Below are 25,291 nucleotides of genomic sequence, written 5' to 3'. Positions count from 1 at the left end.
AACACATGAGTGAAATCGATAACTTCAACTTCGAGGTAAAGTCTCGCGTTATGGGCGAGGAACCATCCTTCAACAACGCTAAGGTCAAAGTGTTCGGCGTCGGCGGCGCAGGCGGCAACACAGTGAACCGCATGAAGCGTATGAACATTGATGGTGTGGAATACTATTCCATCAATACCGACGCAATGGCTTTGGACTTGAGCCTTGCTGACCACAAGATTCTGATTGGCGAAAAGACCACCAGAAACTTGGGTGCTGGTATGGACCCCGAAATTGGCCGTAAGGCAGCCGAAGAAAACCTTGACGACATCAGGGAAGCCATGAAGGGCGCTGACATGGTGTTCGTGACCGCCGGTATGGGCGGTGGTACGGGTACGGGTGCTGCTCCGGTGGTGGCAAACATTGCCCGCGAACTTGGCATTCTCACGGTTGCCGTGGTGACCAAGCCGTTCCGTTTCGAAGGTAACGCACGTTCCTCTATCGCACAGGAAGGCATTAACGCTCTCCGCGCTGCTGTCGACACCATCATCGTTGTCGAAAACAAGAAGCTCCTCACGCTCCTCCAGGCCTCCAACCAGAAGGCTACTATGGATGAAGCTTTCAAGATGGCTGACGAAATCCTCGGTAACGCAGTCCAGAGCATTTGCGGCATTATGTTCCGTCACGGCCTCGTGCACGTTGACTTTGCCGATATCCGCAAGGTTATGCTCAAGGGTGGTTCTGCTCTCATGGGTACGGGTTACGCTCAGGGCGAAAACCGCGGTATCATGGCTGCTGACATGGCTCTTGCCTCTCCGCTTCTCGAAGACATCAACATCGAAGGCGCTTCTGGCGTGCTCGTGAACGTTGCTCACGGTGAAAACTACTCCTTGCTCGAACATAGCGAAGCTATGGATCACATTTACGAAAAGGTCGGCGAAGAAGGTAACCCGAACATCATCATCGGCGATATCACTGACCCGGCTCTCGGCGACAAGGTTTGCATTACCATTATCGCAACTGGTTGCGGTGGCACTGCCGTGAACCAGCCCAAGGTCAGCTCTGCTGGTTTTGGCTTCGGTAACTTCACGGTTCCGCAGCAGACCATTCAGCAGTCCGCTCCGGTTCAGCAGGCTCCTGCCGCTCCGGCTGGCATCCAGCAGGCTACTCCGCGTCCGACCGGTTTCAACGTGTTTGATTTCCAGACTGTTAAGCCCGAATCCTCGGAAATGTTTACCCGCCCGCAGTACATGGCTGCCCAGCAGGCTCCGGCTGCTATGACCTCTTCTCTTCCGTCTCTGACTGAAACGGGTGTTCAGCGTGCAATCGAAGGCGCCTTCTTCAAGGATCCGGCTTTTGACGCAACGACTCCTGCCGAAGAAGAAGTGGTGCCCCAGGGCTCCGAAACTTCTGAAATGTCTGCCGTTGCCGAAGAAGACCGCATGAATGGTGGTGTTCCGGCTTATGAAGCTCCGTCTTACGAAGCTCAGTACGACATGCCTGCTTACGCTCGCAATGCTGCCAATGGCGCTACCGTGACTATGGAACGCCCGGCTGCAACGCGTCAGGAAGTTGTTGAAGAACCGGTTGCTGCCGCTCCGTCTGCAATCGACTTCAGCCTGCCTGCTTACCTGCGTAACAGGAACATGAACGCAAACAACTTCTAATGAGTCTTGCTGAAAGAATCAGCAAGGTCTGTTCCGTGGCGAAAGCCCCGGTGGGTTTTGCTGAATTCCCCAAGAATTAAACACACACACAACGAGTGCGCGAGTGCGCACTCACCACAACACAAAAGGGTCACCTGGGTCTCCCTGCCTGGGTGATCCTTATTGTGTCCGCTCGGCTCTAAAGCATTCATGAAAATGTGATATCGCCTCGCTCTCGCCTTCACGACCAACTTACGTTTGGTCGTTCCGGCTCACGTAATCTATATATACCGCAACGCTCTATATATACCGCTCGGCTCTGTTGCGTTCATGAAAATGTGACTTCGCCTCGCTCTCGCGGTCGCCTCGGCTTAACGCCTGTGGCTTTACCGCTCACGTAATTAGGCCCGGTCGGTTTCTGTAGTTTGAGGACTAGTGAATTTTTTATACATTTATTCTATGCGAATTCGTACTCTTTTGTTGTCTTTAGGCTGTTTGATGTCCGTTGCTTTTGCGGAATCTTCGGATTCTGTGGCGTACAAGGGCTATTTCCAGATTGGTACGGATTTTAATTTCGGGTTTAACGGTGGCCCGACGGATCCGACGTTCGCTGTCGATACGGCCGAGTATTATGGCAACAATTGGCGTGGGCTTCGTGTGCCTCTCGAAAACGGTCGCAGCTACGAAGAACATATTGAACCTTTCTTTACGCTTAGCTTTCGTGCGGGCTATGGCAACTTCCATTTCTTGATGGAAGCGCCACTGCGCAAAGATATCGAAGCCTGGTACGATAGCGACCTCAAGACAAACTTTACTTACAAGCCGAGCGAACTGGATATTGGCGTGCCTATTAACGCCTATGCCTTGTGGAACAACCCGGTGGGCTATGTGCAGTTGGGTCGCTTTGACCCCGATCTCAAAGTTTCCCCGAATGATCTCGCTTTGGGTGGAACCCCTTACCACGATGGTTTGCACTGGAAGTTCAAGGCCGGTATTTTCCGTTATGACTTCTTGGTGAGCTCGCTGAACGCTTGGCTCTTTGACGATATCCCGGGTGCTGCAGACGAAACGGGCTGTGTTTACCCGAAGGGCTCCGAAGCGGCAGAACAGAAGTGCCCGGAACACAGCAAGCAGGCAGCCAACCAGCGCGACCGCATTTACGATGACAACGTGAAGAATCTCGTGTACCACCGCATCGGTGTCGAAACGTCGCACTTTTGGACTTATGTGATTGAAGAAAGCATGGTTGGCGGCAAGGAATTGGAATTCCGCTCCATGAATCCGTTCATGTTCCTGCACAACAATTTTGCGGGCGGTTACACCAAGGCCGTGACCACGTTTGAACTCGGCTTCACTCCGATTCGTACTTCCAAGTTCTATGGCCAAATCAACATGGAAGACATCAATAGCCCTGTAGGCGAAGATGACGACAAGGGCACGAACCGCAGCATGATCAGCTTTATGGCGGGCTACTACCAAGAAATTCCGACGCGCCGTTACGGAACATTCTCCTGGCGCTTCGATGTAGTTCGCACCGACCCGTTGCATAACAATGGCCGCCTCCCGCTGCTGGAATATTCGAGCCGTCGCCTTTACCGCAGCAATTACCGCGAACAGGATGATCCCGATTACGCCGACATGTACTTTGTGGATTACCCGATCGGTTACCGTCGCGGTTCCGACGCTTTGGACATGTGGCTCGACCTCGGCTGGAAATGGGGGAGACATAACCTGAAAGTGACGCTCGCCTGGTTGCAGCAGGGAGACAAGGAACTTTATACTGACTACGATGTCGCCATTCAAGAAGATAAGGCCCCGTCTGGCGTAAAGGAATCGCAGGCGCTGGTCGATGCCCTCTATTCCATGCAGTATAACAGCTGGCTTGGTTTCTACCTCGGCGGTGGATTCCGCAGCTATGAGAATTTGGCGCACGACAAGCACGAAGATGGCAAGGATGGCTGGATCCGTTCTGGCATCAAGATGACCTTTAATCCGGTCGATACGAAGTTCTAGTTAAATCGGGCCCGCGTCTAATACCTATATTATTCCTGTAAACCAAGGAGTATTTTATGGCAGAAATCGGTACACCTCTAAGTTCTAGTGCAACCAAGGTCCTCTTTTGCGGGGCCGGCGAACTGGGTAAAGAAGTTATCATCGAAATGATGCGTCTCGGCGTCGAAGTCATTGCCGTAGACCGTTATGCCAATGCTCCTGGCATGCAGGTGGCTCACCGCAGTCACGTGATTAACATGCTCGACGGTGCCGAACTCCGCCGCGTGATTGAACTTGAAAAGCCGGACTACATTGTTCCCGAAGTCGAAGCCATTGCGACCGACACGCTCGTGGAACTCGAAAAAGAAGGCTACAACGTCATTCCGACGGCCAAGGCCACCAAGCTTACCATGAACCGCGAAGGAATTCGCCGTCTGGCCGCCGAAGAACTCGGCATCAAGACGAGCCCGTACCGTTTCGCCGACAATTTTGAAGACTTCAAGGCTGCCGTCAAGGAAATCGGCATTCCGTGCGTGATCAAGCCGGTCATGAGTTCCTCGGGCCACGGCCAGAGCGTCATCAAGACCGAAGCAGACATCCAGAAGTCTTGGGACATTTCTCAGCACGAAGGCCGCACGGGCCACGCTAGCCGCGTGATCGTGGAAGGCTTTGTGCCGTTCGATTACGAAATTACATTGCTCACGGTTCGCCATGTGGCGGGCACGAGCTTCCTGGAACCGATCGGCCACCACCAGGTGGGCGGCGACTACCAGGAATCTTGGCAGCCGCAGTCGATGAAGCCGGAACTGCTGGAACAGGCCAAGGTGATTGCAAAGAAGGTCACCGACGCTCTCGGCGGTCGTGGCATCTTTGGCGTAGAACTCTTTGTGTGCAAGGACGAAGTCCTGTTCAGCGAAGTCTCTCCGCGCCCGCACGATACCGGCATGGTGACACTCATCAGCCAGGATCTTTCTGAATTTGCGCTGCATGCCCGCGCCATTCTCGGCCTGCCTATTCCGAACATTGCTTTCCACGGCCCGAGTGCCTCGAAGGCCATCGTGGTCGACGGCAATTCCGACCACGTGAAGTTTGGCGGCCTCGAAGAAGTGCTTGCAGAACCTGACACCGCGCTTCGCCTGTTCGGCAAGCCCGAACTCAAGGGCCACCGTCGCTTGGGCGTGCTGCTTGCTCGCCGCAATACGGTGGAAGAAGCCAAGGCCCAGGTCATGGCCATGCGCGAAAAAGTCAAAGTGACTTTGTAGTTTGTCATCGCGCATTTACTTGATGCGCGATTTCCTGTTCCTGCCTGAGAAGAAAATTCTTGGCCAAGAGTGGGGTGAATTTTTAAGGAGGAGAACATGAAAAGATTTTGGGTTTTAGCTCTTGCCGCAGCTGCATTTGCAGGAGCGGCTATTACGCCAGAAACGCCGTCGAAAGATGCCGACGGCTGCTACGCCATTTCTACTGTCGAAGAACTTTTCGGCTTTGCCGATATTGTGAATACCTCTGCGACGCATGACGAATGTGGTAAGCTCACTGCCAACATTATAGTGAATAAACCTGGCCAAGAAGACGGTACCGTCAAATGGGAACCCATTTCATTTTTTAGCGGGTCTTTTGATGGCCAAGGTCATACTATTGAGGGACTTGCCCTTGGTAATTCGACAACGAACGAAGTACCTGCTTTGCCAAATGCGGGCCTCTTTGGTGTTGTTTCCAGTAGAAATTCTCTGTCGCCAGTGCGTATCAAGAATTTGACTTTAAAAGGGGTGAACTTTTTTGATATAGATAATGGTGGCGGTTTAATTGGCAAAATAGATTCGCTGAGCAATGAAGTTGTTGTTGAAAATTGTGATGTAGAAATCTCCATTGGAGTACTTAGATTAGAAGAGGATGTCAGAGGGTACAGAGGCGGCTTGGTCGGTTTGCACCAAGGTGGATGGCTGACTATTAAAGAGTCTCATGTTGAGGGGCATTTCTATGGTGCAGGAACCAATGCGGGCTTGGTTGCGGGAACTACTGGTACGGTAAGGATTTTTAATTCGTACTGCCAAAACAACTTCTCTGATGCAGCGGAAGCGGCTCTCGTTGGTACTGCAACAAATGCAAATGTATATGTCGAAAACAGCTATGCGCTCTCTAGATATACACCTAGCGATCAATGGAATGGCGTTTATAACCTTGTAGGTAAAACGGAAAATTCTTACGTTAAGTACAGTAATGTTTTCCGTATGCATATGGTGTTTTTTAGTGAAACACCCCCCGAAGGCGTTCATGAATTTTACGACGAACAGGTTGAAGACGGAACCATTGCTCGTGTCCTGCATCTTTTTAAAAGTGGAAATGTGGATGGAAGCGTGTGGGGACAAAATGTTGGCACAGATGAATATCCGACTCTATCGGGGAAAATCGATGGTGGCCCATCTCTCAAGTTGTCCGCTTTGCACTTGATTACCTATGACGCTGATACGGTGACGTATAGTAAACAGTATATTGAAGGAATTGAAAGCTCGCTTCCCTTACCCGAACGTAAAGATTATGAATTTGCGGGGTGGTATGATAATGAAAATTTTTACGGTAAGTCAACGACGACGATTCCAAAAGACGCTACTGGTGATAAAACGTTTTACGCTAAGTGGTGGCATATTCCCAAATTCGTCAACAATTGTTATGAAATCGCGTTGATTGACGAACTGTATTATTTTGCCAATCTGTATAATCGACAGCAATATTCTAAAAATACATGTGTCAAATTAACGGCAGACCTTGTGGATAACAAGAAGGTGGTTGTCGGTGATTCGCTCAATACTGCAGATTCCTCGAAGTTCTGTGCTTGGACTCCCATTCAAAAGTTTAAGGGAACATTCGATGGCCAAGGGCACTCTATTTCGGGTTTGATTTTTGTGGGGAATGATGGTAATCCAAATGCGGGACTTTTCGCTTCCGTTGGTGAAGAAAACGATGTCTCGGATGAGGTGGTTATTAAGAATTTGGGAATAAAGGATTCCTATTTTGAAGGAAGAAGAAAGTCAGGAAGTCTTGTAGGACAATCTGCTAGTGGGACTAATTTGTATGTGTACAATGTCTATAGCGAATGCGTCATTAATTCTTGGAACACTGATATTGGTGGGCTGATTGGAGCCTTCAATGCAGACTCTGAAAAGCAATCGCTTTTGTATCTTGTAAATGCTTATCATAAGGGTCACGTTGGTGGGGGTAGTTATGTGGGAGGCCTTGTTGGCAGTATTGAAGATGCCAAGGCATTCATTGTGAACGCGTATCATTCGGGTCTTGTTCAAGGAGGTTCGACTGTTGGCGGCTTGGTGGGCGAAGTGACGGGTGGTGATGATTCTCGTACGTTCATGGCGTATGTTTATAATGACGGACTAGTCAATGCGTCAAGGGGCGCAGTTGCTGGTGGATTAATCGCGAACCAATATACATCGACAACCATTCAGAACGCCTATAACGCTGGAGATGTGACTGCAAAGACTCGATCTGTGGGTGGAATTGTATCCCAATCGTCTAATCCCATCGTTTTGACGAATGTGTTCAATAAAGGAACTCTTTTGCCGGATTCCTATTCGGACGCGCTTGTTGCAGAGACTAACAAAAATTATAAGTTGACGGCAGATAATGTGTTCTTCTTTGAATCTGTGCCTTCAAAGAATGGCGGCTCGGCAGCAACGGCAGATGCGTTTGCAGACTTGTCTCTTGCTAAAAAATTGCATGATTACGCTAAAGGTGACGTTAACGGCGAAGGATGGACCCAAGCTGCAGGCGATCCGTATCCGAATTTCAAAAAGGATGTTGTGGAAGCCTATGCAGAACAATTTATCGTGACTCCGTCTGAACCCAGTTCGAGTAGTTCCTCGGTGGTGGAATCCAGTTCTTCCAGCGAATCCGGCAAGACTTCGCCGGTCGTTTCTCGCGCGGTGTCCCTTGTGAACGTTCGCAGCGTTGGCCGCATGGTTGAAATCTCGGGAATGCAAGCGGGCGAGGCCTACGCCCTCCTGGATATGCAGGGAAGGCTCTTGCAGCGCGGTTACGCAAGTGGCTCAAGCGTGAGCCTGAATGTCGTGCGTTCCGGTCGCTACTTGGTCCGGGTCGCGGGTCAAGTGAAAGTGGTTACAGTTCGTTGATTTGTCATTCCGGGCTTTGACCCGGAATCTTTAGAGGATTTTTCCTAGCGCAATAATCGCGGCAGTGCGTGCACGCAAGCGCGTATTGCCCAAATTCAGTAAGTGGACCTTCCCGTTCTGGAAGGTCTTTATCGCTTCTATCTCGCGCGGCGAGAATCCGCCTTCGGGGCCGACGAGCAGGGTGATGGGCGCATCATTCTCATTTGCGCCCGAGCCGTCGCCACTCAAGTTCAGTTGGCGTTCTCCATCGATGTCGCAGAGAATTAAGTCGCCCTTGTAGCTTTCAAGCCACTTGTCGAATTCGACGGGGCCTTCGATTGCGGTCATCCAGGCTTTCTTGGATTGCTTCAGGCTCACGAGGCTCTTGAGCTCGGCGCGGCGCACGGTCTTTTTTAAGTCGGAGTTCTTGGGCTCCTGCGAAAAGTCCGTGCGCAAGAAGATGATTTTGTCGATTTCGGTTTGCGCCGCATGGAATACGACTTCTTCCAAGGCGTCGTCCTTAAGACAGGCTATCCCGAGCGACACCTTGGGCCGCGGGCGTTCCGCCTCGATCACTTTGTCCACCCGAACTACACAGGCCTTTGCGTCGGCCACATCGATGACTGCGTCAGCGAAGTGCCCCACGCCATCGGACAGCTGCAAAACATCGCCTGCGCACGCCCTGCACACGCGCACTGCGTGCGTACTCTCGTTCTCGTCAAGGGTAATGGTGCCGACCGAAATCAGCGGGCAATAAAAGCGACTATCGGGTGTCTTCATGTAACCAAAGATAGAATCTTTTGCTATTTTGAGGAACATGCCGAAGCGCACCCCTATAAAAGCTGTCGTATTTGACCTCGACGGAACCTTGTACCTGAGTGGCCGCCCCTACCCGAAGGCGGTCAAGACGGTTTGCCGCGTCGCCAAGCAAGTGCCTGTCTACTATTTGAGCAACAATACCAGCAAGTCGCCGGTCTTCTACGAAAACCGCCTCAAGGTCATGGGCCTTCCGCTTGCTGACGATGCCATTATCTCGGCTTTGTACCTTTCGCTCGATGCCATTCACGAAGAAGGCATCAAGAACGTGTTCTTCTTTGCAAACCCCGAAGTCACGGAATGGTTTGCCGCCCAAGATCCGACACTCAACCTGCGTCCGGACGTTGCCGACACGGAACTCGTGCTGATTGCTTACCATAACAGCTTCGACTACCGCGAACTTTGCGAACTGTCGTTCCGCGTGCAGCGCAAGATTCCGTTCTGGGTCACACATACCGACTTTGTCTGCCCCGATGCAAACGGCCCCGTGCCTGATATCGGAAGCTTCATGGCGCTCCTTAAGACCGCTTACGGCGTAGAACCGGAACGCAGCTTTGGCAAGCCGAATCCTGCCATGCTTTCGGGCCTTCTCAAAAAGTACAAGCCCGAAGAGATCCTATTCGTGGGCGACCGCCTGTATACGGACTTTGAACTGGCCAAGCGCAGCGGCTGTCGCTTTGTGCTCCCGCTCTGTGGCGAAACCAAACAGCAAGATTTGGACAAACTGACCGAAAAACCCGAGTTTGTGGTCGACATGGTGAGCGATATCGATTTTGATTCATTCTTCAAGGGTGAAATCTGATTTTAAAAAACGGAGAAAATATGATTAAGAAAGTTGTTTTGGCGTTGGTCCCGGCGATTGCCTTGATGGCTTGCGGTGACGATTCCTCTTCCGGAATTTTCAGCATGGAAAAGTCCTTCGAGATGGTTCTCGATAAGGCAAAGTACGACTACAACAAGAAGGATTCCACCTTCAAGCGTATTGAACCGGTCTGTAAGGAAGGTACGCTCGGTAACTTGGTCGGACCTGCCGAAGCCGACATGTGGGATACCCTTACATACAAGGCCTACGAAAACAAGGGCATTATTACCATCATGAAGGGTAAAGATGTCGTGGGCAAGTACAACCTCAGTGACGGCTCTTTCCCGGTGGCTTTCTGGGGTGACGAAGAAAATACCTCCAAGAAAATTCAGGGCGGTTACCGCTTGACCAAGAAGAACGTGATGAATCGCGTGATTCGTTACGACGGCAACTGCTTCATGAAGGATTACTATTCCGTATTCAACAAAGAAGTCGATGCCATCGAAAATATCGATGCCAAGCTCAGGGAATTCTACGCACGTTTCCAGACTAAAGAAGGTCCGGTGGACGACAAGCAGATGCTGGCCGACATTCGCGCCATCGACTGCGATGAACTTTCTCTGTATGACGGTCTCGTAAAGATTCGCGTTCAGGACTTCAAGGAATCCCAGGGCAGAATCATTGTTTCTTACGACAAGCGTTCATGCAATGTGGACTTCCATCTGCGTTACGCTTTCGAACAAAAGGATTGCGAAGCCGCCTATGCCGATTATAAGGATAGCAAGAGCAAGCAAAAGTTCGACTTCAACGATTTCTTCTTTGATGTCACCTACAGCGGCAATGACGATGAATATTGCCTCGATTACCTGATTCTCGATCTCAAGAAAGAAAAGGGAATTCCGACCACCAAGTCAATCCAGCCGGGCGAATTCGCACGCGGCATCGTGAAACTGATGGTCAACGGCATGAAATAAAAACAGAAAGCTTCTAAAAACAGAAAGGCTCCCTTGCGGGAGCCTTACTAATATACGGGTAAATTCTTATCGGAGGTCGGCCACGCAGCGCACGTAGAGGCCTTTAGAGAGGCTTTCGTCGGTGCGGTTGATGCTGTGGGCCATGCTGCGGAATTCCCAGGAACGGGCGGTGTTCTTTTTCACCTTGGAAGCGGACCAGTAGTGACCGGTGTTATCGCCTTCGCAGTAACCGTCCCAGTCCTTGCAGCCGCCCTTGCCCAGGTTGTTCCAGTCCAGCTTGGACTGATCTTTCTGGTAGTCGCGCCATTCGCCGTCGTTGGGGAGGTGCCAGCCGTTGGGGCATGCCTTGGAGGCTTCCTTGTGGCTGTAGAAACGTCCGAATTTCTTGCAGTTGCCTTCGTCTTCGAGCAGGCACTGCTTGGGGGTAGAAAGGCTGTAGGAGAGATTGTTCTTCATCCATGCCTTGTCGCCACGAATTTCAACTTTGTAGGTCTTGCCGTCGCGGGTGTCGGTGAGCGTGTTGCCGTCCTTGGAAATGTTCTTGCTTTCGAGAGCAAGTGCAAAGAGTTCTTCTTCGCTCAAGTTCTGTTCGGGTTGTTCGAGCTTGGCAGTCTTGCCTTTGTGAACCAGGTTCGTCTTCTTGGCGGAAACCTTCGTCATCTTGTGCATGCCCATCTTCTTAGGACCGGCGGCAAAGCTTGCTCCACAGCAAAGGGCGAGAACTGCAGTTGCAGCGACCAGACGATTGAACTTGATACCGAACATTTCCACACTCCTGAGGCATTTTATTTCGCCTACACTTTTGAATATATACAGGAGTTTTTGAAAAAGATTCTTACAAATTTATTTCAAAATCGGAGTGTGACTCCGGCAACATTCGGCCCTACCCAAAATGAGTACTTTTCGTCTCGTTTTTTGTGCATCTCCAGGATTCCGATACTAACGCCTGTACCGACAAGCGCTCCAACCAGCACGTCTGTAAAGTAATGTTTACCCGCGGCGATGCGAAGCACGCTTTCGAGGGTAGCAAGCGAGTAGGCACTGGCCCTCATGATTCCTTTGTATGGGGAGTTCGGATAAGCGGTCCTGAACCATTGGTCGGTAAAGGTGGCGACGGTAAATGCGGCGGTCGCATGCCCCGAAAAGAACGACCCGTAGGCCTCCGATTTGGCGTTTTCGGCTTTTTCGCGCCCTTCGCCCGATTCTGCATACATGTAGGGGCGTGGCCAGATTTCGAGCGAGCGCATGGTCAGGTTGATTCCGTTTCCGATGCCAATGGCCTGCAAAAACATCAAGGTGAATGTGGCGAATTCGCTGCCGGTGGAACTTCCGTCGTGCCAGGCGATGCCGCCGACCACAAGCGGAGCTATGGCGAAAACGGACCCGATGTCGCTTGCCTTGTCGGCGTTTTCGCTGTAGCGGCCAACTAGGGGCTTGTCCCAGGGCAAAAAGTCGTCTTTGTCTCTTAAGGCGGTGGGGGTGTCCATGCGGGAATAAAGGAACATGCCTATTCCGAACATGCCGCCCGCGGCCAATGTGACCGGGATGTCGTTTTCAAGGCTTAACTTGTAGGTAGGGCGTTCCGCTTCGGAAGCTTGGGCAAAACCCATCAAGAACAGAATGCCTACAATCAGTGACCTTTTGAAAATTCGCATACAGCCCCTAAGCTAAAAAAATTATATTGCTTTATAGTAAACGAATGGAGCTTTTGTGGCAGATTCTTTAAATACTCGCGAACCGATTGTACCCAGCATGGACCTTTTCGGAGCCATTTCCGACGAAATGCGCCTCAAAATCTTGTTGCTTCTGGACCAGGCGGAATTCACCGTCAACGAAATCAAGGATATTCTGGATATCCACCAGAGTAACGCGAGCCGCCACTTGGCAAAGCTTTCTGCCTGCAATTTGCTCAAGGACCGCCGCGACGGCATCAAGGCCTACTACCGCTTGAGCGAAGAACTGTACCTGAGCACCCGCATGCTTTCGATGATTCGCGACGCCTACGAAGAACTGCCGGACAAGGACATTCTCAAGTGCCGTGCCGCCCAGGTGCTCGAAGACCGCACCGACAAGACCAAGGGCCAAATCCACAAGCTCGACCAGGCGGGTGGTAGCCTCAAGGCGCAAATTAGCCTGTTCGGCCGCCTCATGTACCCGTTCGAAAACGCGGTTGACGTGGGCTGTGGCGAAGGCGGCGACCTCACGCTCATGCTCTGCAACTGCTGCAAGCGAGTGACGGCCCTTGACTGTGACCCGAAAATCATCAGCGGTCTCCAGAAGATTTTAAAGCAGAAGAACATCCAGAACGTGACGCCCAAGGTGGCTGACATGGTCAGCACGGGCCTGCCCGACAACTTTGCCGACCTCGTGCTCATGAGCCAGGTGCTTCACCACGCCAAGGATCCGCGCCTTGCCCTCAAGGAGGCGGTTCGTATCCTCAAGCGCGGCGGTACGCTTGCCCTGCTTGACTTGGCGCAGCACAAGGAAGAATCCTTCCGCACCACGCATGGTCACATTTGGCTTGGCTTTGACCGCAGTCAGCTCGAATTCTTTGTCAAGGAATTCAACTGCGAAGTCATTTCCAGCGAAATCATCCCGAGCGAAAACGAAGTCGACAAGAAGCTGCCCGTCATCTGCATGATTCTGAAAAAGAAATAGTTTTTGCTATTGCGTATTGAGTAAAAATTGTATATCTTATAGGTAGAGCTTTTTATAGGAGAATATCATGGGAAAGATCATCAAGTATGTCGCCATTGCCGCCGCTTGCATTATTTCGGCATTTGGTGTGTATTGCCTTATTAAGTATTCTTCTGCCGACGACAAACTCGAAAACAAGTCGGAAGATTAATTTTACGTTTATTTTTGTAAATGAATCGGCTATGCAATATAGCCGCTTTTGTTGTTTGTACAGACAACTGTCTACTTCCTACCGTCTACTTTAACTAAATTAACTGCATGAATTTCCTAAACAAGAAGCCCGCATTTTTTGTGGCGGTTTCCGCCATTTTCCTTGGAATTTTGCTGATCGTGTTCCGCGACTTTGCGTTCGACCCGAACCAGCTCATGCTCAACAGCGACCAGCTGAACGGTATCGGTAGCCGCATTCTGCGAGCCGAAAGTGCCGTGCTCACGGAATGGGACGATTCCCGCCTGGGCGGCGTGCCCACGATCGATGCCTTGTTCGCCGATGCCTACCATCCGTTGGTATGGGTGCAGTTCCTGATGGATCCGGCCCGCGCCGTGGGCTTCAAGTTTATCCTCACGCTGTGGGTGGCCTTCATGAGTGCCATGGCTCTCGCTTGGAACTTGACGGGGAACCGTTGGTGGGCGGGCCTGCTCGGCATGCTTTACGCCTTCTCGCCGGAATTTTTCACCTACCTCTACGGCGGCCACGACGGCAAGATGATGGTCTTTGCGATTGCGCCGCTTTCGTTGCTCGCCATCCGCAAGATTGTGCGCTCGGGTAGTGTTCCTTACATGATCGTGCTTGCGCTCTCGGTTGCATGGATGATTCTCGGCTCGCACCTGCAGCTCACTTACTTGTTCCTGTGGGGAGCTGGCCTTTATACGCTTTACGAAGTCGCCTTCCATTGCGATGCACTAAAGACTCGCGGCAAGCGCCTGGGCCTTGCTGCAGTGGGCCTCGGTTTTGGCCTTGCGCTTTCTTGCTTCCAGATTGTACCGCCTTACATGTACACCACCACGCAGTCGGTGCGCGGTGACGATAGCCACACCAATTACGGCCACGCGGTCAGCTGGTCCTTGCACCAAGAAGAAATGGCGCAGATTCTATTGCCGGGCTTTGTGGGTGTAGACGTTTACGAACAGAACGAAAAGACGGGTGACCTCGAAGGTTCCTCTTTCGTGAGTTTCTCGATGGACGAATACCGCAAGTTGCAGGGCGGTTCGCCGTTCTATTGGGGCCACAATGCGTTCAAGCTGGACCACAACAATGCGGGTGCCTTGCTGACCTTCCTCGGATTTCTTTGCCTGTTCTTGCCGGGTAAGCGTCGCTATGCGGCTTTCTGGGGCCTGGGCGCTGTCGTTGCCTTGAGCTACGGCATGGGCGACCATTCTCCGTTGTTTAAGCTGTGGTACAATGTGCTCCCCGGTGTCAAGAACTTCCGTGCTCCGGGCATGGCGCTGTTCTGGTTGCCGCTCTTGCTGGTGATGATGGCGGGCCCGGTTTTGAAGGCTCTCTCGGCCGAGGGCAAGACTCCCGAAGAAGCTGCTGAAGCCGAAGATAACCGTCGCGCTCTGTTGCATGGCTCTGCTATGTATGGCGTGCTCTTGGTGCTTGCCTTGATTGCCCGTTTTGCTTGGACGACCTTTATCGGCCCAGTCGGCTTGGTTGTGATGATTCTTTATGCCGCCCTCTGTCTTGGCGTGATGAGCCTCGATGACCAGAAGAAAAAACTGACCATTGCAAACTTGACGGAAGCTTTCCAGAAGGGACTTCCGGGAACTCCGCGTGCACTGCAGGCTTGTATCTTTATCGGCTTTGCCTACCTCGGCGTGATGCTCATGAGCGGTCAGAAGCTCTTGGAAGACCCGATTACGGCTCCTTACTTTAAGCCGTTGAACGAAATCGTGATGAGTGCAACTGCCGGCAAGGCTGTTCCTGGCTTCGTGCTGGTGCTGGTGATTGTCGCGGTGACGCTTTTTGTGGCCAAGTGGAAGGCTCCGGTGGCTCAGAAGGCGGGCGTGCTTGCGCTTGCTGCTGGCATTGAACTCTTCTTTATTGATGGCGCATTTATTCAGAATGTACCGGCGGGTGAATATTTGCAGCCGAATAACGCTGTGGTTGCCGCCATCAAGGCTCCCTATAAGGCTGATTCTCTGAATACGCCGCGCGTGCTTTCGCTTTCCCGCAACAAGGCTTTGAGCGGAAACATCTTCTCGCAGTACCACATGCGCAATGCCGACGGCATTCACGATAACGAACTCGCTAGTTACCGCTCTTTCCGTGGCGGCCAGAATGATGCCAACTACTTGATGAATATCAATGACCCGACGGCGGTGCACCCGTTCCTCGACTTGATGAATGTGGGTGCAATCGTCTTCGATAGCCGTCAGGGTACGACCTATATGCCAATTCCGACGGCGATGGGCGAAGCTTACCTTTACGGCGAAGCTGTCGTGATGGATGATTCTGCTGCCATCAAGACGCTCCAGACGCAGGCTGCCATTCGTGAACAGAAGGTTGCCGAACCGGTGGCAGAATCCGTTGCAGACTCCGCCGTCGCGACCGCCGATAGCGCTACCGCTGATTCCGCAACCGCCGTGGCTGCAAAGCCTGCCGCACCCGCTGCTCCTGAATTTGGTGATGAACCCGGCAAGTTCTTCTACCGCGAAAAAGTTATTTTGTCTGAAACTCCGGAATTTGACGGCAAGGGCAGCGTGGCAGCCAAGGGCCCGATTCAGGGTTATGCAAAGCTTGTCGCAAGCCCCAAGATGGATACGCAGGTGTTTAGTGTGAATGCGGACCGCGAAGGCTTCATGGTCGTCGCCGGCAACTATCACCCATACTGGAAGGCTTACGTGAACGGCAAGGAAGCCAAGGTCTACAAGGCCTTTGGAACCTTGCGCGCCGTGCAGATTCCGGCGGGCAATTCCGAAGTCCGCATGGAATACCGCAGCGCTCCGTTCCACAAGACCGTTTGGGTGAGCTTGTTCGCCGCCGTGCTGCTGATTGCCCTCGGCGCCGCCGCCGCCGTACGCTGCCGCAAGAAGTAAATCAGGAATTGAACGTTGAAATAAATTTTAAAAGGACTGTTGTGAAACAGTCCTTTTTGCTATGCCTTGTGATTAGCCGATGCGTTCGCCTTTGTTGTTAGTTCCGGGCGGCGTCTTGATAAAGTAGATGACGCACGGGACGATGATGCAGGCGAAATAGCAGACGCTCATAAAGTGGTTGAAGGCGTCGTTCATGTAGAGGCTTTCGGGAACGAGAAATTCATTGATGGCCATCAGGATAGCGGCCATGAAGATTCCGACTAAGATGCGTGCGATCAGTTTACTCATGCCCTGAATGTAGTATTTCTTTGGACCAAAGGGAATGTTTTTGCTGTAAAATTTGCTAAATTGAACGCATGAATATCCGTATTTCTGCGATTGCATTGGCATGTTTGGTGGGTCTATCGTTCAGTGCTGACCCGCGAATGGAACAAGGTGCCCGTTTCGAGGCGAAAGGCGATTTTGAAATGGCGCTCGGTGAATACCGCGCTGTTCTGGCCGAAAATCCGAGAGATGCTGCAGCCTACTTCGCCGCTGCGCAAGTTCGCATGAAAATGAAGGATTACAGCGGGGCGCTTGCCAACTACCGCCTTGCTTATAAGTTTGAACCGACGATGAGCGCCGCTTACGAAGGTGCCGCCAAGGTTTATGAAGTTCTCGGTCAAAAGGCGAAGGCCGATGCCGAACGCGCCAAGGATCCGAAGAATAATCCTGTTGTAGAAGAACCGATTGAAGCAGCAACTGTTGCAGAACCTGCTCCAGAACCGGCCAAGGCTGAACCTGCCAAGGTTGCCGAACCCAAGCCGGAACCGAAACCGGTCGAAGTGGCAAAGCCGGAACCTGTAAAGGCTGCTGAAGCTCCGAAGCCTGTGGAACCTGTGAAGGCAGAACCTGCTAAGGTTGATGCGGCTTCGAACGATCCGTTTGAAAAGGGCAAGGCACTCTATGCTGAAGGCAAGTACAAAGAAGCTGCTCCCATGTGGCGCGAAGTCTTGCGCAAGCAACCTGGACACGCTGGTGCGTATTTCTACGCGGGTCTGACCCGTTACCAACTCGGCGAAATGGATAAGGCCGAATTCAACCTGAAGAAGGGTCTTGAATACAAGGAAGAAGGTAACGATGCCAACTACTTCCTCGCCTTGATTGCAAAGAACAACAAGAAGCAAGATCAGGAACTCAAGTTCTTGGCCGCCTATATGAAGAAGGCTGCACCGAGTGCCAAGTACCGTGCTGCTGCCGAAGCCCGCATTGCTGAAATCAAGGCCGAAAAGGATTCGAAGAACCTGCCTGCCGCTGCTCCGGCAACCGAAACAGTTGCAAAGGTCGAAACGAAGGCTGAATCGAAACCGATCGAATCTGCTCCGGCAAAGGCTGTGGAAGAAGCTCCGGTTGCAGAACCGAAGGTGGCCGACATTGCCGATGCACCGTCTGGTGCACCGACGCTTGCCAATGCAAACTTGCTCTACAGTGCCGGTAGCATTGAATCGGCTGTCAAAATGTACAAGGCTTTGCTCGAAACCGAACAGCAGCCCGAAGAACGCTACTTTACCATGCTGCAGTTGGGCAATGCTTACCGCGAACTCCGCGATTTCCATAGCGCCGTGGTGCGTTACCGCGAAGTGGTGCAGCAGTTCCCGGATTCTGACTGGGCTGCCGAAGCCGAACGAGCACTCGAAGATGCCGTGTGGCTCGAAAAGCATGCTTCTGAGTTGCCGCGCAGAACTAGATAGTTTGATTGTCTTCCCGGGCGTTAGACCCGGCGGACAGCACTTAGAGCTTTGCTCTTTAGTGCGCATGGCCACCAGGGTGGGGATCTCCTTTTACGGATTCACAAAAGTGCTTGCAATCCCGGTTGCAAGCGTTCTTTTTTGCCTGCTACCGATTTTTTTCTTTGTGAAAAGGCTTTTTAAAAGTATATTTAAGAGGCAAGTGTTGGGTGAGGATTGGATATGAAAAAACGTTTTGTAATCTCGAGTATTGTGGCTTTGTCGGCGTCGTTCGCGTTCGCCGACCCGCCGTCGAATTTTAGCGGTTGGGAAAAAGTGTTCGAAGACAACTTCGACGGTACAAGTCTTGATAAATCCAAATGGAACCCGACGTACAACTGGGGCCCCACTCACAACCATCGTGCCTATTGCGCTGCAGAAAACGTAATTGTTTCTGACGGTACGCTCAAGCTGAAAGGCGAAAAGAAAAAGCACCCCGATGCTAGCGGAAGAACGGCGAAGTTCAACGGCAAGGAAATTCCGGTGGACTACACTTCGGGTGCCATCGATACCAAGGGAAAATTCGAAGTCAAGTACGGCTACATCGAAGGCCGCTTCAAGGCTCCTTCGCAAAAGGGAACCTGGCCTGCCTTCTGGACGCTGCAAGACGGCTGGCCTCCCGAAATCGACATCTTGGAAATTCCTGCTTCGCGCAAACAGCACCATTACTACTTGCATTACACCGATCCGAGCTGGTACAATAGCCATGGCTCGGCTTGGGACCACGAAGCCTCTTTCGGCGGCCACAAGGATGACGATGTGGATCGTTCCGCAGGATTCCACAACTACGGCGTGGAATGGGACGAAGGTACTCTCAGCTTTTACTTTGACGATAAAAAGTTCGCAAGCTACAATCGCCCGACTGAAATCAAGCAGCTTGCGGCGCAGTACATTATCGTGAATCTGGCTATTGGTGGCTGGGCTGGCGATGACATTGATATTACGACCGACAAGCCTGCGTATTTTGAAGCGGACTGGGTGCGTGTGTGGCAGGCCAAGCCCGCAAAGCCTGATACGGTACGCATCTTCTCGATGAATTTTGGAACCTGCATGGTGCGGACTGCTGAAGATAAACTTGCGCTTGGCGATTGCAATTCCGATGCTGCCGTCGTAACGATTACTCCGCTTTCTTCGACGACATACCGCATTAACTTTGGCGACATGTCCATTGACACTCCGAACGAATCGACGGATGCTGGTATTACGATGGGGCTGTACAAGTGGAATGCGGGTGGACACCAGAAGGTCGTGATGGAAAAACAGTCCGGCTACGAAGGCTCCGTGGTGCGCATGAAGATGCAGCACAGTAACATGTACCTGCGTGCGACCACGGATGGCGAACGCGTGGTGCAGAGTTGGGCCGATGACTGGGAATGGAACCAGATGTGGCGCCTGCTCGGCAAGGACGATGTTGTTCCCTCGAAGGATACGACGAAGAAAGATACGTCTGTAACTGACACCGGCAAGACTGCGCTCCCGAATCTAGGCAATTTCGCAAACGTGTACGGAACTTCGGTGCATTACGCCGACGGCCAGTTGTTTGTAGAACTGGCAAGTGCCTTCAAGAATGGCGCGACGGTTCGCGTTCTGGATTTGCAGGGCCGTGAAGTCATGCGCAAGCAGATTATGTACGGAGTTGCGTTGAATGTAAGTTCGTTGCCCGTCGGTTTGTACCATATCGCGGTAAGCGACGGCAAGCGCTTTGATGTCAAACGGTTCAAGAAGTAAAACTAGAACCAATATCCAAGCGATGTGTTGGCGGTCGGGTAGACTCCGCCGTTAAAGTAGAGACTGCTGAGGAGAGTTGCTCCGAGAGAAACTTTCCAGTGGTTGTTGATCCACTTGGAGGCGCCGATGTATTGGCTCAACACGAAGGGTAAGTCAACGCGTGTCCTGAAACCGAAATCCTGCTCGATGGCGGGCAAGTAGATCATCGGCGAGTAGGAGAGGGCGAAACTGTTCCAGTAGAAAGAGGTGTAGGCTCCGCCGCCAAGGCGAACTTGCCATACGTTCTTTTCTTTGAAATGCTTGACTTCAGATGTTTCGGTGCAGCCCGTGCTTTTCGTATAGGTGGTGCATTCGTAGTAGTCAAAAGAAACATCGCCTAGGTCGTAGAGTCCTAAGTCAAAGTAAGCGCCCACTTCGAAATGTTCCTTGTTGATTCCGCCAGAGACGCGCGCGTATAGGCCGGGATCAAACCCGATGGAATAACCACCTGACAAGGCGTTACTCGATTTGAACAGGTGAGTGAAAGCAAATGAGACGGGGAAGCGGTTTCGCTTGTAGCGGAAGTCCTTGATCTTGGTTCTCGACATGATGGTATAGTCGTCATCGTCGGAAACTAAGGGGTCAATGTCGCTTTCTTTCAGTTCGGCGTTGTGGACATCCTTCATTTTCATTTCGTCTTTCGTAGTATAGTTGAGCGAAAGAGAAAATCCTTTGATCGAAGAGTTGTTCGGGAGTTCTTTGCCGACACCGGTAAAGTTGTCGGGAACGCCGATTTCGAAGGTGCCTTGCGTCAGGTTGCCTTGCCTGTAGATTGGGTTGGAACAGCCCGTAAAAAGGACCGCGCAAGAGAATCCCGCCAGCAAAGCTTTTAAATGAAAATGCCTCATTGTTTCCCCTTCCCCCCGGAAGTGTTACACAACTTGAACGAGCAATCCCTTCAGGTATTGTCCTTCGGGGAAGGCCGTATTCACGGGGTGGTCGGCGGGTTGGCCGAAGCGTTCAATGATTTGAACGCGCCGTCTCGCATCGGCGGCGGCATCCGCGATAATCTTCTGGAACAAGTCCATTTCCATGAGGCCCGAGCAGCTAAAGGTCGCGAGCATGCCGCCTTCGGCCAAAAGCTTCATGGCGAGCAAGTTAATGTCCTTGTAGCCGCGGGCGCCCTTCTGCAGGTTGTCCTTGCTTTCCACGAACTTGGGCGGGTCCAGCACGATGAGGTCGAAGGTTTCGGCCTTGTCGCGGCACTTGCGCAGGTACTGGAACACGTCGGCTTCCACATGGGTGGCGTGGGCGGTGCTGAGCTTGTTGCGCATGATGCCTTCCTTGGCGAGCTTGAGAGCGTCCTTGGAAACATCCACCTGATAAACTTTTTCGCAACCGCCGCGGAGAGCGTAAAGCCCGAAGCCGCCGGTATAGCAGAAACAGTTCAGAACTTTCTTGCCCTTGGAAATTTCACCAATGCGGCGTCGGGCGTCGCGCTGGTCCAGATAGTAACCGGTCTTGTGGCCATTCTTCACGTCAATGGGGAAGAGAATTCCGTTTTCGTTGATGATGACAGGTTCATCGGGCACTTCGCCGTAGACGCAACCGGTACGCAGCTGCAGGCCTTCTTTTTTGCGCACGTCAGAATCGCAGCGTTCGTAGATGCCGCGGCAGTGCGTCTTTTCGGCGAGCAGTTCATAAATGTCTTTGCGGTGGACTTCAGCGCCGGCGGCCAAGATTTCCACGGAATAAATGTCGGCGTATTTGTCGATAATGCAGCCTGGAATGCCGTCGTTCTCGGCGTTAATCAGACGGAATGCGGATTCCTTGTCATCGATGTCAAAGCCGCGGCTCTTGCGTGCAGCGATCGCGCGGTCGAGCAAGTCGCTAAAAAATTCGCGGTCAATGTTTGCCTTTTCGCCGAACGTCCAGAAGCGCCCGCGGATCTGGGACTTGGGCGAGTACGCCGCAAGACCCAGAAAGTCGCTCTTGTAGCTGTAAACTTCAACGGTGTCGCCAAGTTCCGGGTCGCCGATGACTTCGTCAACGGCTCCGCTAAAAATCCAGGGGTGATAACGCAGTGCGGACTTTTCGCGTCCGGCTTTCAAGGTAATTGCTTTCATGGATTCAAATTTAGAAATAATGTAGACTTTTGAAGATGCTCTCTTTTTCTATCTTTGGGCCCATACCTCAAAGCGCCAAAGGCGCGACCTCATACCTAAGATGTTTGAATCGCTATTTGACAAATACCCCTTCTTTAGAGCGGTGCCCTGCGTGCTCTGCATGGCGATCATTTTTAAGATTTCTTCGCTGACGAATGAACAGCTGCAGGATTTTCCGCATATTTGGGATAAACTGGCCCACTTTTGCGAATACGCAACGCTTGCCGGCTGCTATGCCATGCTCTGGACTCGGGGCGAATGGTCCAAGCGCCAGTGGCTGCGTGTGCTTGTGGTAGGTGTACTCGCTTTGATTTACGGCTGTACCGACGAATACCACCAGAGTTTTGTGGAAGGCCGCGACAGCAGCGTGCTTGACTTGGTGGCTGACTTGTCCGGTGGGCTCACGGGCGGCATTGTTTACGCCGTTGTCACGCGAATCTTGAATCGCTTTGATCCGGTGCCGGAAAAGCAACCCGTCGCAGAAGACTAAAATTCTCCGAGCAGAATAATTTCGCGCTTCAACTCAATCCCGAATTTCTCGGCGACTTTCTGCTGAACGTATTCGCTTAATTGCTTGATGTCATTGGCGGTAGCGCCGCCTGCGTTTACGATGAAGTTTGCGTGCACGGTGCTGACCTCGGCTCCGCCGATGCGGTAACCCTTGAGGCCCGCTTGTTCAATGTAATAGCCCGGCGCGATTTGTTGCGGCATGTCGGCGGTGCCATGCTCGAGGCGCTTGAAGGTGGAGCCTGCGTTCGGCATGTTGAGCGGCTGGCTTGCTTTGCGCTTGGCCATGCATTCGGCGAGTTCCGCTTCGAGGTCAGCGACAGTCTTGCCTTCTGCGCTGGCGGCGGGGAACTGGAATGTCGCCGAGAGGATGATGGCCTTGTTCTTCTGGAAAATACTTTGTCTATACCCGAAGGCGCAGTCGGCGTTAGAAATTTCGCGAATGTTTCCGTCGCTGTCAAGAACGGTGACTTGCGTGCAGCAGGTTTTGATTTCTTGGCCATAGGCTCCAGCGTTCATGTAGATTGCACCGCCCAAAGTTCCCGGAATTCCGGCGAGCTTGTGGATGCCTGCAAAACCCTGCTTGAGTACACTACGGGCGAACCTGCCGAGTGGGGTGGCCGCTCCGACCTTGAATGCCCCGTTTCCTAAATCTTCGATGGCAGAAAATTCTCCGGCCAGCGTGATGACAACGCCTTCAAAACCCTTGTCCGAGACAAGCAGATTCGTTCCGTTCCCTAAAATAAAGGAGGGAAGACCTTTTTCGCGGGTCATTTCCAGCGCATTTTGAAGGTCTTGTATGGTTTCCGCCTTCACGTAATAGCGTGCGGACCCACCCACTTTAAAGGAGGTGTGCTTGCTCATCAATTCGTTTTCGAGAATCTGCATATTGTAAATATAGCTTTGCCAAGAAAAATTGTATATTACCTCGCGATGACTAACGAGGAACTGAAACAATTTAAGTCGGCGATTTCGATTACCGCCGTCGCGCAGAGCCTGGGGGTAGATGTATCCCATGGCAAGTGCCGTTGTTTTTTTCCGCAGCGTCACACGCATGGTGACCGTACGCCGTCGGTTTCAATTTCCGAAGAACGCGGAACGTTCCGTTGCTGGGTTTGCGACGATGTCCGCGGTGACGTGATTTCGTTGGTGCAGATTGTAAAGGATTGCAGTTTTGTCGAAGCCCTTGGCTGGCTCATGGCGCAGTACCCGTTCTTGGTGCCGCCCTCTGCTCGTAAAGAAATGGACCGCCTGACTGAACGCGCGCAGATGACGCAAGGTCATGCGCCGGTGAATGCACGACCGGTGCCCGAAATGGTCCGCCCGGTGGAACCCGAAGAGCCGCCCCTTGTTTCTGAAGACGACCGAAAGAAAATTATCCTTTCGTTCCTCAAGCGTTTAAGCCCTGTCGACAATACACCTGCAGGTAAGTGGCTCGCTCGCCGCCGCATCTACAAACCCGTGTGGGACAAGATGCTTTTGCGCACCATTAGCAATTACGAAGAGGTGAACAACAGCCTCAAGGCGGACTTTGGTGAAGAGGTGCTGAAGTACGTGGGTCTCTTTAACGACAAGGGCCATTTGCGTTACTACAAGCACCCGCTGATTTTCCCGTATCTGGACCCGCAACGCAGAGCGTTCTATTTCCAATCGCGTGCTATCGATAACACGGTTGTGCCCAAGGAGCTGAACTTGCGCGGCACGGTGCCGTACCCGTACAATATGGTGGCGCTGGACCAAAAGCCGGGCTGGGTCTATTTGTGCGAAGGCGTGGTCGATACGCTCACCTTTTTAGGACAAAGGATCAATGCGGTCGGAATTCCGGGTGTCCGCAGCTTTAAAGTGGAGTGGTTGAATCTTTTTAGAAACAAAAATGTGGTACTTTGTCTGGATCACGATGAAGCGGGCCGCTCTGGTATGGAATATATCGGGAACTTGTTCACGCAAGCGGGCATTCATAATGTAATTTTAGGCGAAGGAATGGAAAACTTGCCCACGGCCATGAAAGAAGGTGAAGACATCAATGATTGGTTCGGAGGAAAGAAGTAATGGATAAAGTGAAGTTGTATTTTGGTAAGGTCAAGGACTTTTTTAAGTGGTTCGTTGGAACCAAGTTTGCGAAGGTAGCTGGGTTTATACTCAAGTGGCTTTACCGTACAATCAATTTCATTATCCGTCAGGCTTTGTTAATCCTGATTATCTATTCCGCCATTTTCTCGGTGGCGGCCTCTTACGCCTTGTACCGCGCCTTTATTTACGGCTACGATATTTATGACGGCGTGGCACAACTTAAAGATACTCAGCCCGAAATGAGCAAGTACATGGAGGCCCTGCGCGATTCGAACCCGAATATCGAAATCAAGCATACCTATGTGCCGCTCGATTCTATTAGCCCGTACCTGCGCAAGGCTGTTATTGCAAGCGAAGATGCCGGTTTCTATTTCCACCCGGGTTTTGACATTCGTGCCATTGCCGAAGCCTTGGACGCAAACCAGATGGCGGGGAAGACCAAGTTTGGTGGCTCCACGATTACGCAACAGCTCGCAAAGAACTTGTTCTTGAGTGGCGAACGCTCCTTCAACCGCAAGTTCAAGGAACTGGCCTACGCCTTGTTGATGGAACATGAGCTCGGCAAGGACCGTATTCTGGAACTGTACCTGAATTACGCCCAGTGGGGCAAGGACATTTTCGGCTGCCAGGAAGCCTGCCGCACCTATTACAAGAAGAGCTGCGCCAAACTGAGCGTCGACCAGGCAATCAACCTGGCCGCCATGCTCGCAAGCCCGGGCAAGCACCACCCGCACATGCGCGAAAGTCAGTTTATGGCCAAGCGCCGTGCCGTGATTTACCAGAACATGTTCCCCAAGAAGGACAGCGTGCTGGTGGATTCCTTGCGCCAGCTGATGGCTCCGATTCCCAAAGACAGTGCTGCCAAGGCAAAGGCATCGGAAAAATCTATAGAAAAGAGCCCGGCTAAAAACCCGGACAAAAAGCCCGAGAAGGCTCCGGAGAAAAATTCGTTGAAGACCTCTGAAAAGTCGGCGAAAGCTCCCGCGAAAGCCTCTACAAAAAAGAAATAA

21 protein-coding genes are annotated in these 25,291 nt (G+C 52.0%); 14 read left to right on the top strand and 7 right to left on the bottom strand.

Features of this window, described 5'->3' with window-relative positions; all coding sequences use genetic code 11:
• The first annotated feature begins 5 nt into the window (after nt 1-5).
• From ftsZ to QZN53_RS08410, 4 genes are all read left to right on the top strand, one after another.
• On the top strand, nt 6-1,646 hold the full coding sequence (ftsZ, locus tag QZN53_RS08425) for a cell division protein FtsZ (protein ID WP_163438569.1): 1,641 nt from the start codon (nt 6-8) through the stop codon (nt 1,644-1,646).
• A 438-nt stretch (nt 1,647-2,084) separates the two neighbouring features.
• On the top strand, nt 2,085-3,638 hold the full coding sequence (locus tag QZN53_RS08420) for a hypothetical protein (protein ID WP_294652501.1): 1,554 nt from the start codon (nt 2,085-2,087) through the stop codon (nt 3,636-3,638).
• A 56-nt stretch (nt 3,639-3,694) separates the two neighbouring features.
• A complete protein-coding gene (gene purT / locus QZN53_RS08415) occupies nt 3,695-4,879 on the top strand; it encodes a formate-dependent phosphoribosylglycinamide formyltransferase (RefSeq protein ID WP_163438568.1) in 1,185 nt (394 codons plus the stop codon).
• Between the two features lie 96 nt (nt 4,880-4,975).
• Nucleotides 4,976-7,759, top strand: coding sequence for an InlB B-repeat-containing protein (locus tag QZN53_RS08410; protein WP_163438567.1), 2,784 nt, complete (start codon nt 4,976-4,978; stop codon nt 7,757-7,759).
• Between the two features lie 30 nt (nt 7,760-7,789).
• Here the strand turns inward: QZN53_RS08410 and QZN53_RS08405 are convergent, their stop codons facing one another.
• Nucleotides 7,790-8,557 carry a 16S rRNA (uracil(1498)-N(3))-methyltransferase gene (locus tag QZN53_RS08405; RefSeq protein ID WP_294652497.1) on the bottom strand — a complete coding sequence of 256 codons (768 nt, stop codon included), beginning with the start codon at nt 8,555-8,557 and terminating at the stop codon, nt 7,790-7,792.
• Here QZN53_RS08405 and QZN53_RS08400 point away from each other — a divergent pair.
• Both QZN53_RS08400 and QZN53_RS08395 read left to right on the top strand, forming a co-directional pair.
• Nucleotides 8,556-9,356, top strand: a complete 801-nt coding sequence (locus tag QZN53_RS08400) for an HAD hydrolase-like protein (protein WP_163438566.1) — start codon at nt 8,556-8,558, stop codon at nt 9,354-9,356. The two genes, QZN53_RS08405 and QZN53_RS08400, sit on opposite strands and share 2 nt — an antisense overlap.
• Nucleotides 9,357-9,376: 20 nt before the next feature.
• On the top strand, nt 9,377-10,330 hold the full coding sequence (locus QZN53_RS08395) for a hypothetical protein (protein WP_163438565.1): 954 nt from the start codon (nt 9,377-9,379) through the stop codon (nt 10,328-10,330).
• A gap of 66 nt (nt 10,331-10,396) precedes the next feature.
• Here the strand turns inward: QZN53_RS08395 and QZN53_RS08390 are convergent, their stop codons facing one another.
• Both QZN53_RS08390 and QZN53_RS08385 read right to left on the bottom strand, forming a co-directional pair.
• Nucleotides 10,397-11,095 (bottom strand): FISUMP domain-containing protein, encoded by a 699-nt coding sequence (locus QZN53_RS08390; RefSeq protein ID WP_163438564.1) that lies wholly within the window; start codon nt 11,093-11,095, stop codon nt 10,397-10,399.
• An 83-nt stretch (nt 11,096-11,178) separates the two neighbouring features.
• Entirely contained in the window at nt 11,179-11,985 is an 807-nt protein-coding gene (locus QZN53_RS08385) for a phosphatase PAP2 family protein (protein ID WP_163438563.1), read from the bottom strand.
• Between the two features lie 55 nt (nt 11,986-12,040).
• Here QZN53_RS08385 and QZN53_RS08380 point away from each other — a divergent pair, with 55 nt between their 5' ends.
• From QZN53_RS08380 to QZN53_RS08370, 3 genes are all read left to right on the top strand, one after another.
• The gene (locus QZN53_RS08380; protein ID WP_294652490.1) at nt 12,041-12,988 is read left to right on the top strand and encodes a metalloregulator ArsR/SmtB family transcription factor; all 948 of its coding nucleotides are present in this window, start codon (nt 12,041-12,043) and stop codon (nt 12,986-12,988) included.
• Nucleotides 12,989-13,055: 67 nt separating this feature from the next.
• Nucleotides 13,056-13,178 (top strand): hypothetical protein, encoded by a 123-nt coding sequence (locus tag QZN53_RS08375; protein WP_255369325.1) that lies wholly within the window; start codon nt 13,056-13,058, stop codon nt 13,176-13,178.
• A 107-nt stretch (nt 13,179-13,285) separates the two neighbouring features.
• Nucleotides 13,286-16,066 (top strand): hypothetical protein, encoded by a 2,781-nt coding sequence (locus QZN53_RS08370; RefSeq protein ID WP_294652485.1) that lies wholly within the window; start codon nt 13,286-13,288, stop codon nt 16,064-16,066.
• 72 nt (nt 16,067-16,138) lie between these two features.
• On the opposite strand, the gene QZN53_RS08365 is transcribed toward QZN53_RS08370, so the two are convergent.
• On the bottom strand, nt 16,139-16,354 hold the full coding sequence (locus tag QZN53_RS08365; protein WP_163438562.1) for a hypothetical protein: 216 nt from the start codon (nt 16,352-16,354) through the stop codon (nt 16,139-16,141).
• Between the two features lie 68 nt (nt 16,355-16,422).
• Between QZN53_RS08365 and QZN53_RS08360 the strand changes: the two genes are divergently transcribed.
• Together QZN53_RS08360 and QZN53_RS08355 are read left to right on the top strand one after the other, a co-directional pair.
• Nucleotides 16,423-17,796, top strand: coding sequence for a tetratricopeptide repeat protein (locus QZN53_RS08360; RefSeq protein ID WP_163438561.1), 1,374 nt, complete (start codon nt 16,423-16,425; stop codon nt 17,794-17,796).
• Nucleotides 17,797-18,015: 219 nt separating this feature from the next.
• Nucleotides 18,016-19,560 (top strand): family 16 glycosylhydrolase, encoded by a 1,545-nt coding sequence (locus QZN53_RS08355; RefSeq protein WP_294652482.1) that lies wholly within the window; start codon nt 18,016-18,018, stop codon nt 19,558-19,560.
• 2 nt (nt 19,561-19,562) lie between these two features.
• On the opposite strand, the gene QZN53_RS08350 is transcribed toward QZN53_RS08355, so the two are convergent.
• Together QZN53_RS08350 and QZN53_RS08345 are read right to left on the bottom strand one after the other, a co-directional pair.
• A complete protein-coding gene (locus QZN53_RS08350) occupies nt 19,563-20,447 on the bottom strand; it encodes a hypothetical protein (protein WP_163438560.1) in 885 nt (294 codons plus the stop codon).
• 24 nt (nt 20,448-20,471) lie between these two features.
• The gene (locus QZN53_RS08345) at nt 20,472-21,665 is read right to left on the bottom strand and encodes a class I SAM-dependent methyltransferase (RefSeq protein ID WP_163438559.1); all 1,194 of its coding nucleotides are present in this window, start codon (nt 21,663-21,665) and stop codon (nt 20,472-20,474) included.
• Between the two features lie 160 nt (nt 21,666-21,825).
• Between QZN53_RS08345 and QZN53_RS08340 the strand changes: the two genes are divergently transcribed.
• Nucleotides 21,826-22,194: a VanZ family protein gene (locus QZN53_RS08340; RefSeq protein ID WP_294652477.1), complete on the top strand. Its 369-nt coding sequence runs from the start codon at nt 21,826-21,828 to the stop codon at nt 22,192-22,194.
• Here the strand turns inward: QZN53_RS08340 and murB are convergent.
• Nucleotides 22,191-23,099 (bottom strand): UDP-N-acetylmuramate dehydrogenase, encoded by a 909-nt coding sequence (gene murB / locus QZN53_RS08335; RefSeq protein WP_163438557.1) that lies wholly within the window; start codon nt 23,097-23,099, stop codon nt 22,191-22,193. The genes QZN53_RS08340 and murB overlap by 4 nt on opposite strands.
• Before the next feature lie 45 nt (nt 23,100-23,144).
• Here murB and QZN53_RS08330 point away from each other — a divergent pair, with 45 nt between their 5' ends.
• Both QZN53_RS08330 and mtgA read left to right on the top strand, forming a co-directional pair.
• On the top strand, nt 23,145-24,260 hold the full coding sequence (locus QZN53_RS08330; RefSeq protein ID WP_163438556.1) for a toprim domain-containing protein: 1,116 nt from the start codon (nt 23,145-23,147) through the stop codon (nt 24,258-24,260).
• Entirely contained in the window at nt 24,260-25,291 is a 1,032-nt protein-coding gene (gene mtgA, locus QZN53_RS08325; protein WP_163438555.1) for a monofunctional biosynthetic peptidoglycan transglycosylase, read from the top strand. The genes QZN53_RS08330 and mtgA overlap by 1 nt, the downstream gene beginning before the upstream one ends.

Origin of the sequence: uncultured Fibrobacter sp. (assembly GCF_900316465.1) — a bacterium.
Lineage (GTDB): Bacteria > Fibrobacterota > Fibrobacteria > Fibrobacterales > Fibrobacteraceae > Fibrobacter.
This window is presented reverse-complemented; position numbering and strand designations above follow the sequence as displayed.

Coding starts and splice junctions, on each gene's coding strand:
- QZN53_RS08350 (WP_163438560.1), bottom strand. CDS start 20,447: ATGAGGCATTTTCATTTAAAAGCTTTGCTGGCGGGATTCTCTTGCGCG.
- QZN53_RS08345 (WP_163438559.1), bottom strand. CDS start 21,665: ATGAAAGCAATTACCTTGAAAGCCGGACGCGAAAAGTCCGCACTGCGT.
- QZN53_RS08330 (WP_163438556.1), top strand. CDS start 23,145: ATGACTAACGAGGAACTGAAACAATTTAAGTCGGCGATTTCGATTACC.
- QZN53_RS08365 (WP_163438562.1), bottom strand. CDS start 16,354: ATGAGTAAACTGATCGCACGCATCTTAGTCGGAATCTTCATGGCCGCT.
- QZN53_RS08385 (WP_163438563.1), bottom strand. CDS start 11,985: ATGCGAATTTTCAAAAGGTCACTGATTGTAGGCATTCTGTTCTTGATG.
- QZN53_RS08375 (WP_255369325.1), top strand. CDS start 13,056: ATGGGAAAGATCATCAAGTATGTCGCCATTGCCGCCGCTTGCATTATT.
- QZN53_RS08340 (WP_294652477.1), top strand. CDS start 21,826: ATGGCGATCATTTTTAAGATTTCTTCGCTGACGAATGAACAGCTGCAG.
- QZN53_RS08400 (WP_163438566.1), top strand. CDS start 8,556: ATGCCGAAGCGCACCCCTATAAAAGCTGTCGTATTTGACCTCGACGGA.
- mtgA (WP_163438555.1), top strand. CDS start 24,260: ATGGATAAAGTGAAGTTGTATTTTGGTAAGGTCAAGGACTTTTTTAAG.
- QZN53_RS08355 (WP_294652482.1), top strand. CDS start 18,016: ATGAAAAAACGTTTTGTAATCTCGAGTATTGTGGCTTTGTCGGCGTCG.
- QZN53_RS08360 (WP_163438561.1), top strand. CDS start 16,423: ATGAATATCCGTATTTCTGCGATTGCATTGGCATGTTTGGTGGGTCTA.
- QZN53_RS08370 (WP_294652485.1), top strand. CDS start 13,286: ATGAATTTCCTAAACAAGAAGCCCGCATTTTTTGTGGCGGTTTCCGCC.
- purT (WP_163438568.1), top strand. CDS start 3,695: ATGGCAGAAATCGGTACACCTCTAAGTTCTAGTGCAACCAAGGTCCTC.
- QZN53_RS08420 (WP_294652501.1), top strand. CDS start 2,085: ATGCGAATTCGTACTCTTTTGTTGTCTTTAGGCTGTTTGATGTCCGTT.
- QZN53_RS08410 (WP_163438567.1), top strand. CDS start 4,976: ATGAAAAGATTTTGGGTTTTAGCTCTTGCCGCAGCTGCATTTGCAGGA.
- QZN53_RS08390 (WP_163438564.1), bottom strand. CDS start 11,095: ATGTTCGGTATCAAGTTCAATCGTCTGGTCGCTGCAACTGCAGTTCTC.
- ftsZ (WP_163438569.1), top strand. CDS start 6: ATGAGTGAAATCGATAACTTCAACTTCGAGGTAAAGTCTCGCGTTATG.
- QZN53_RS08405 (WP_294652497.1), bottom strand. CDS start 8,557: ATGTTCCTCAAAATAGCAAAAGATTCTATCTTTGGTTACATGAAGACA.
- murB (WP_163438557.1), bottom strand. CDS start 23,099: ATGCAGATTCTCGAAAACGAATTGATGAGCAAGCACACCTCCTTTAAA.
- QZN53_RS08395 (WP_163438565.1), top strand. CDS start 9,377: ATGATTAAGAAAGTTGTTTTGGCGTTGGTCCCGGCGATTGCCTTGATG.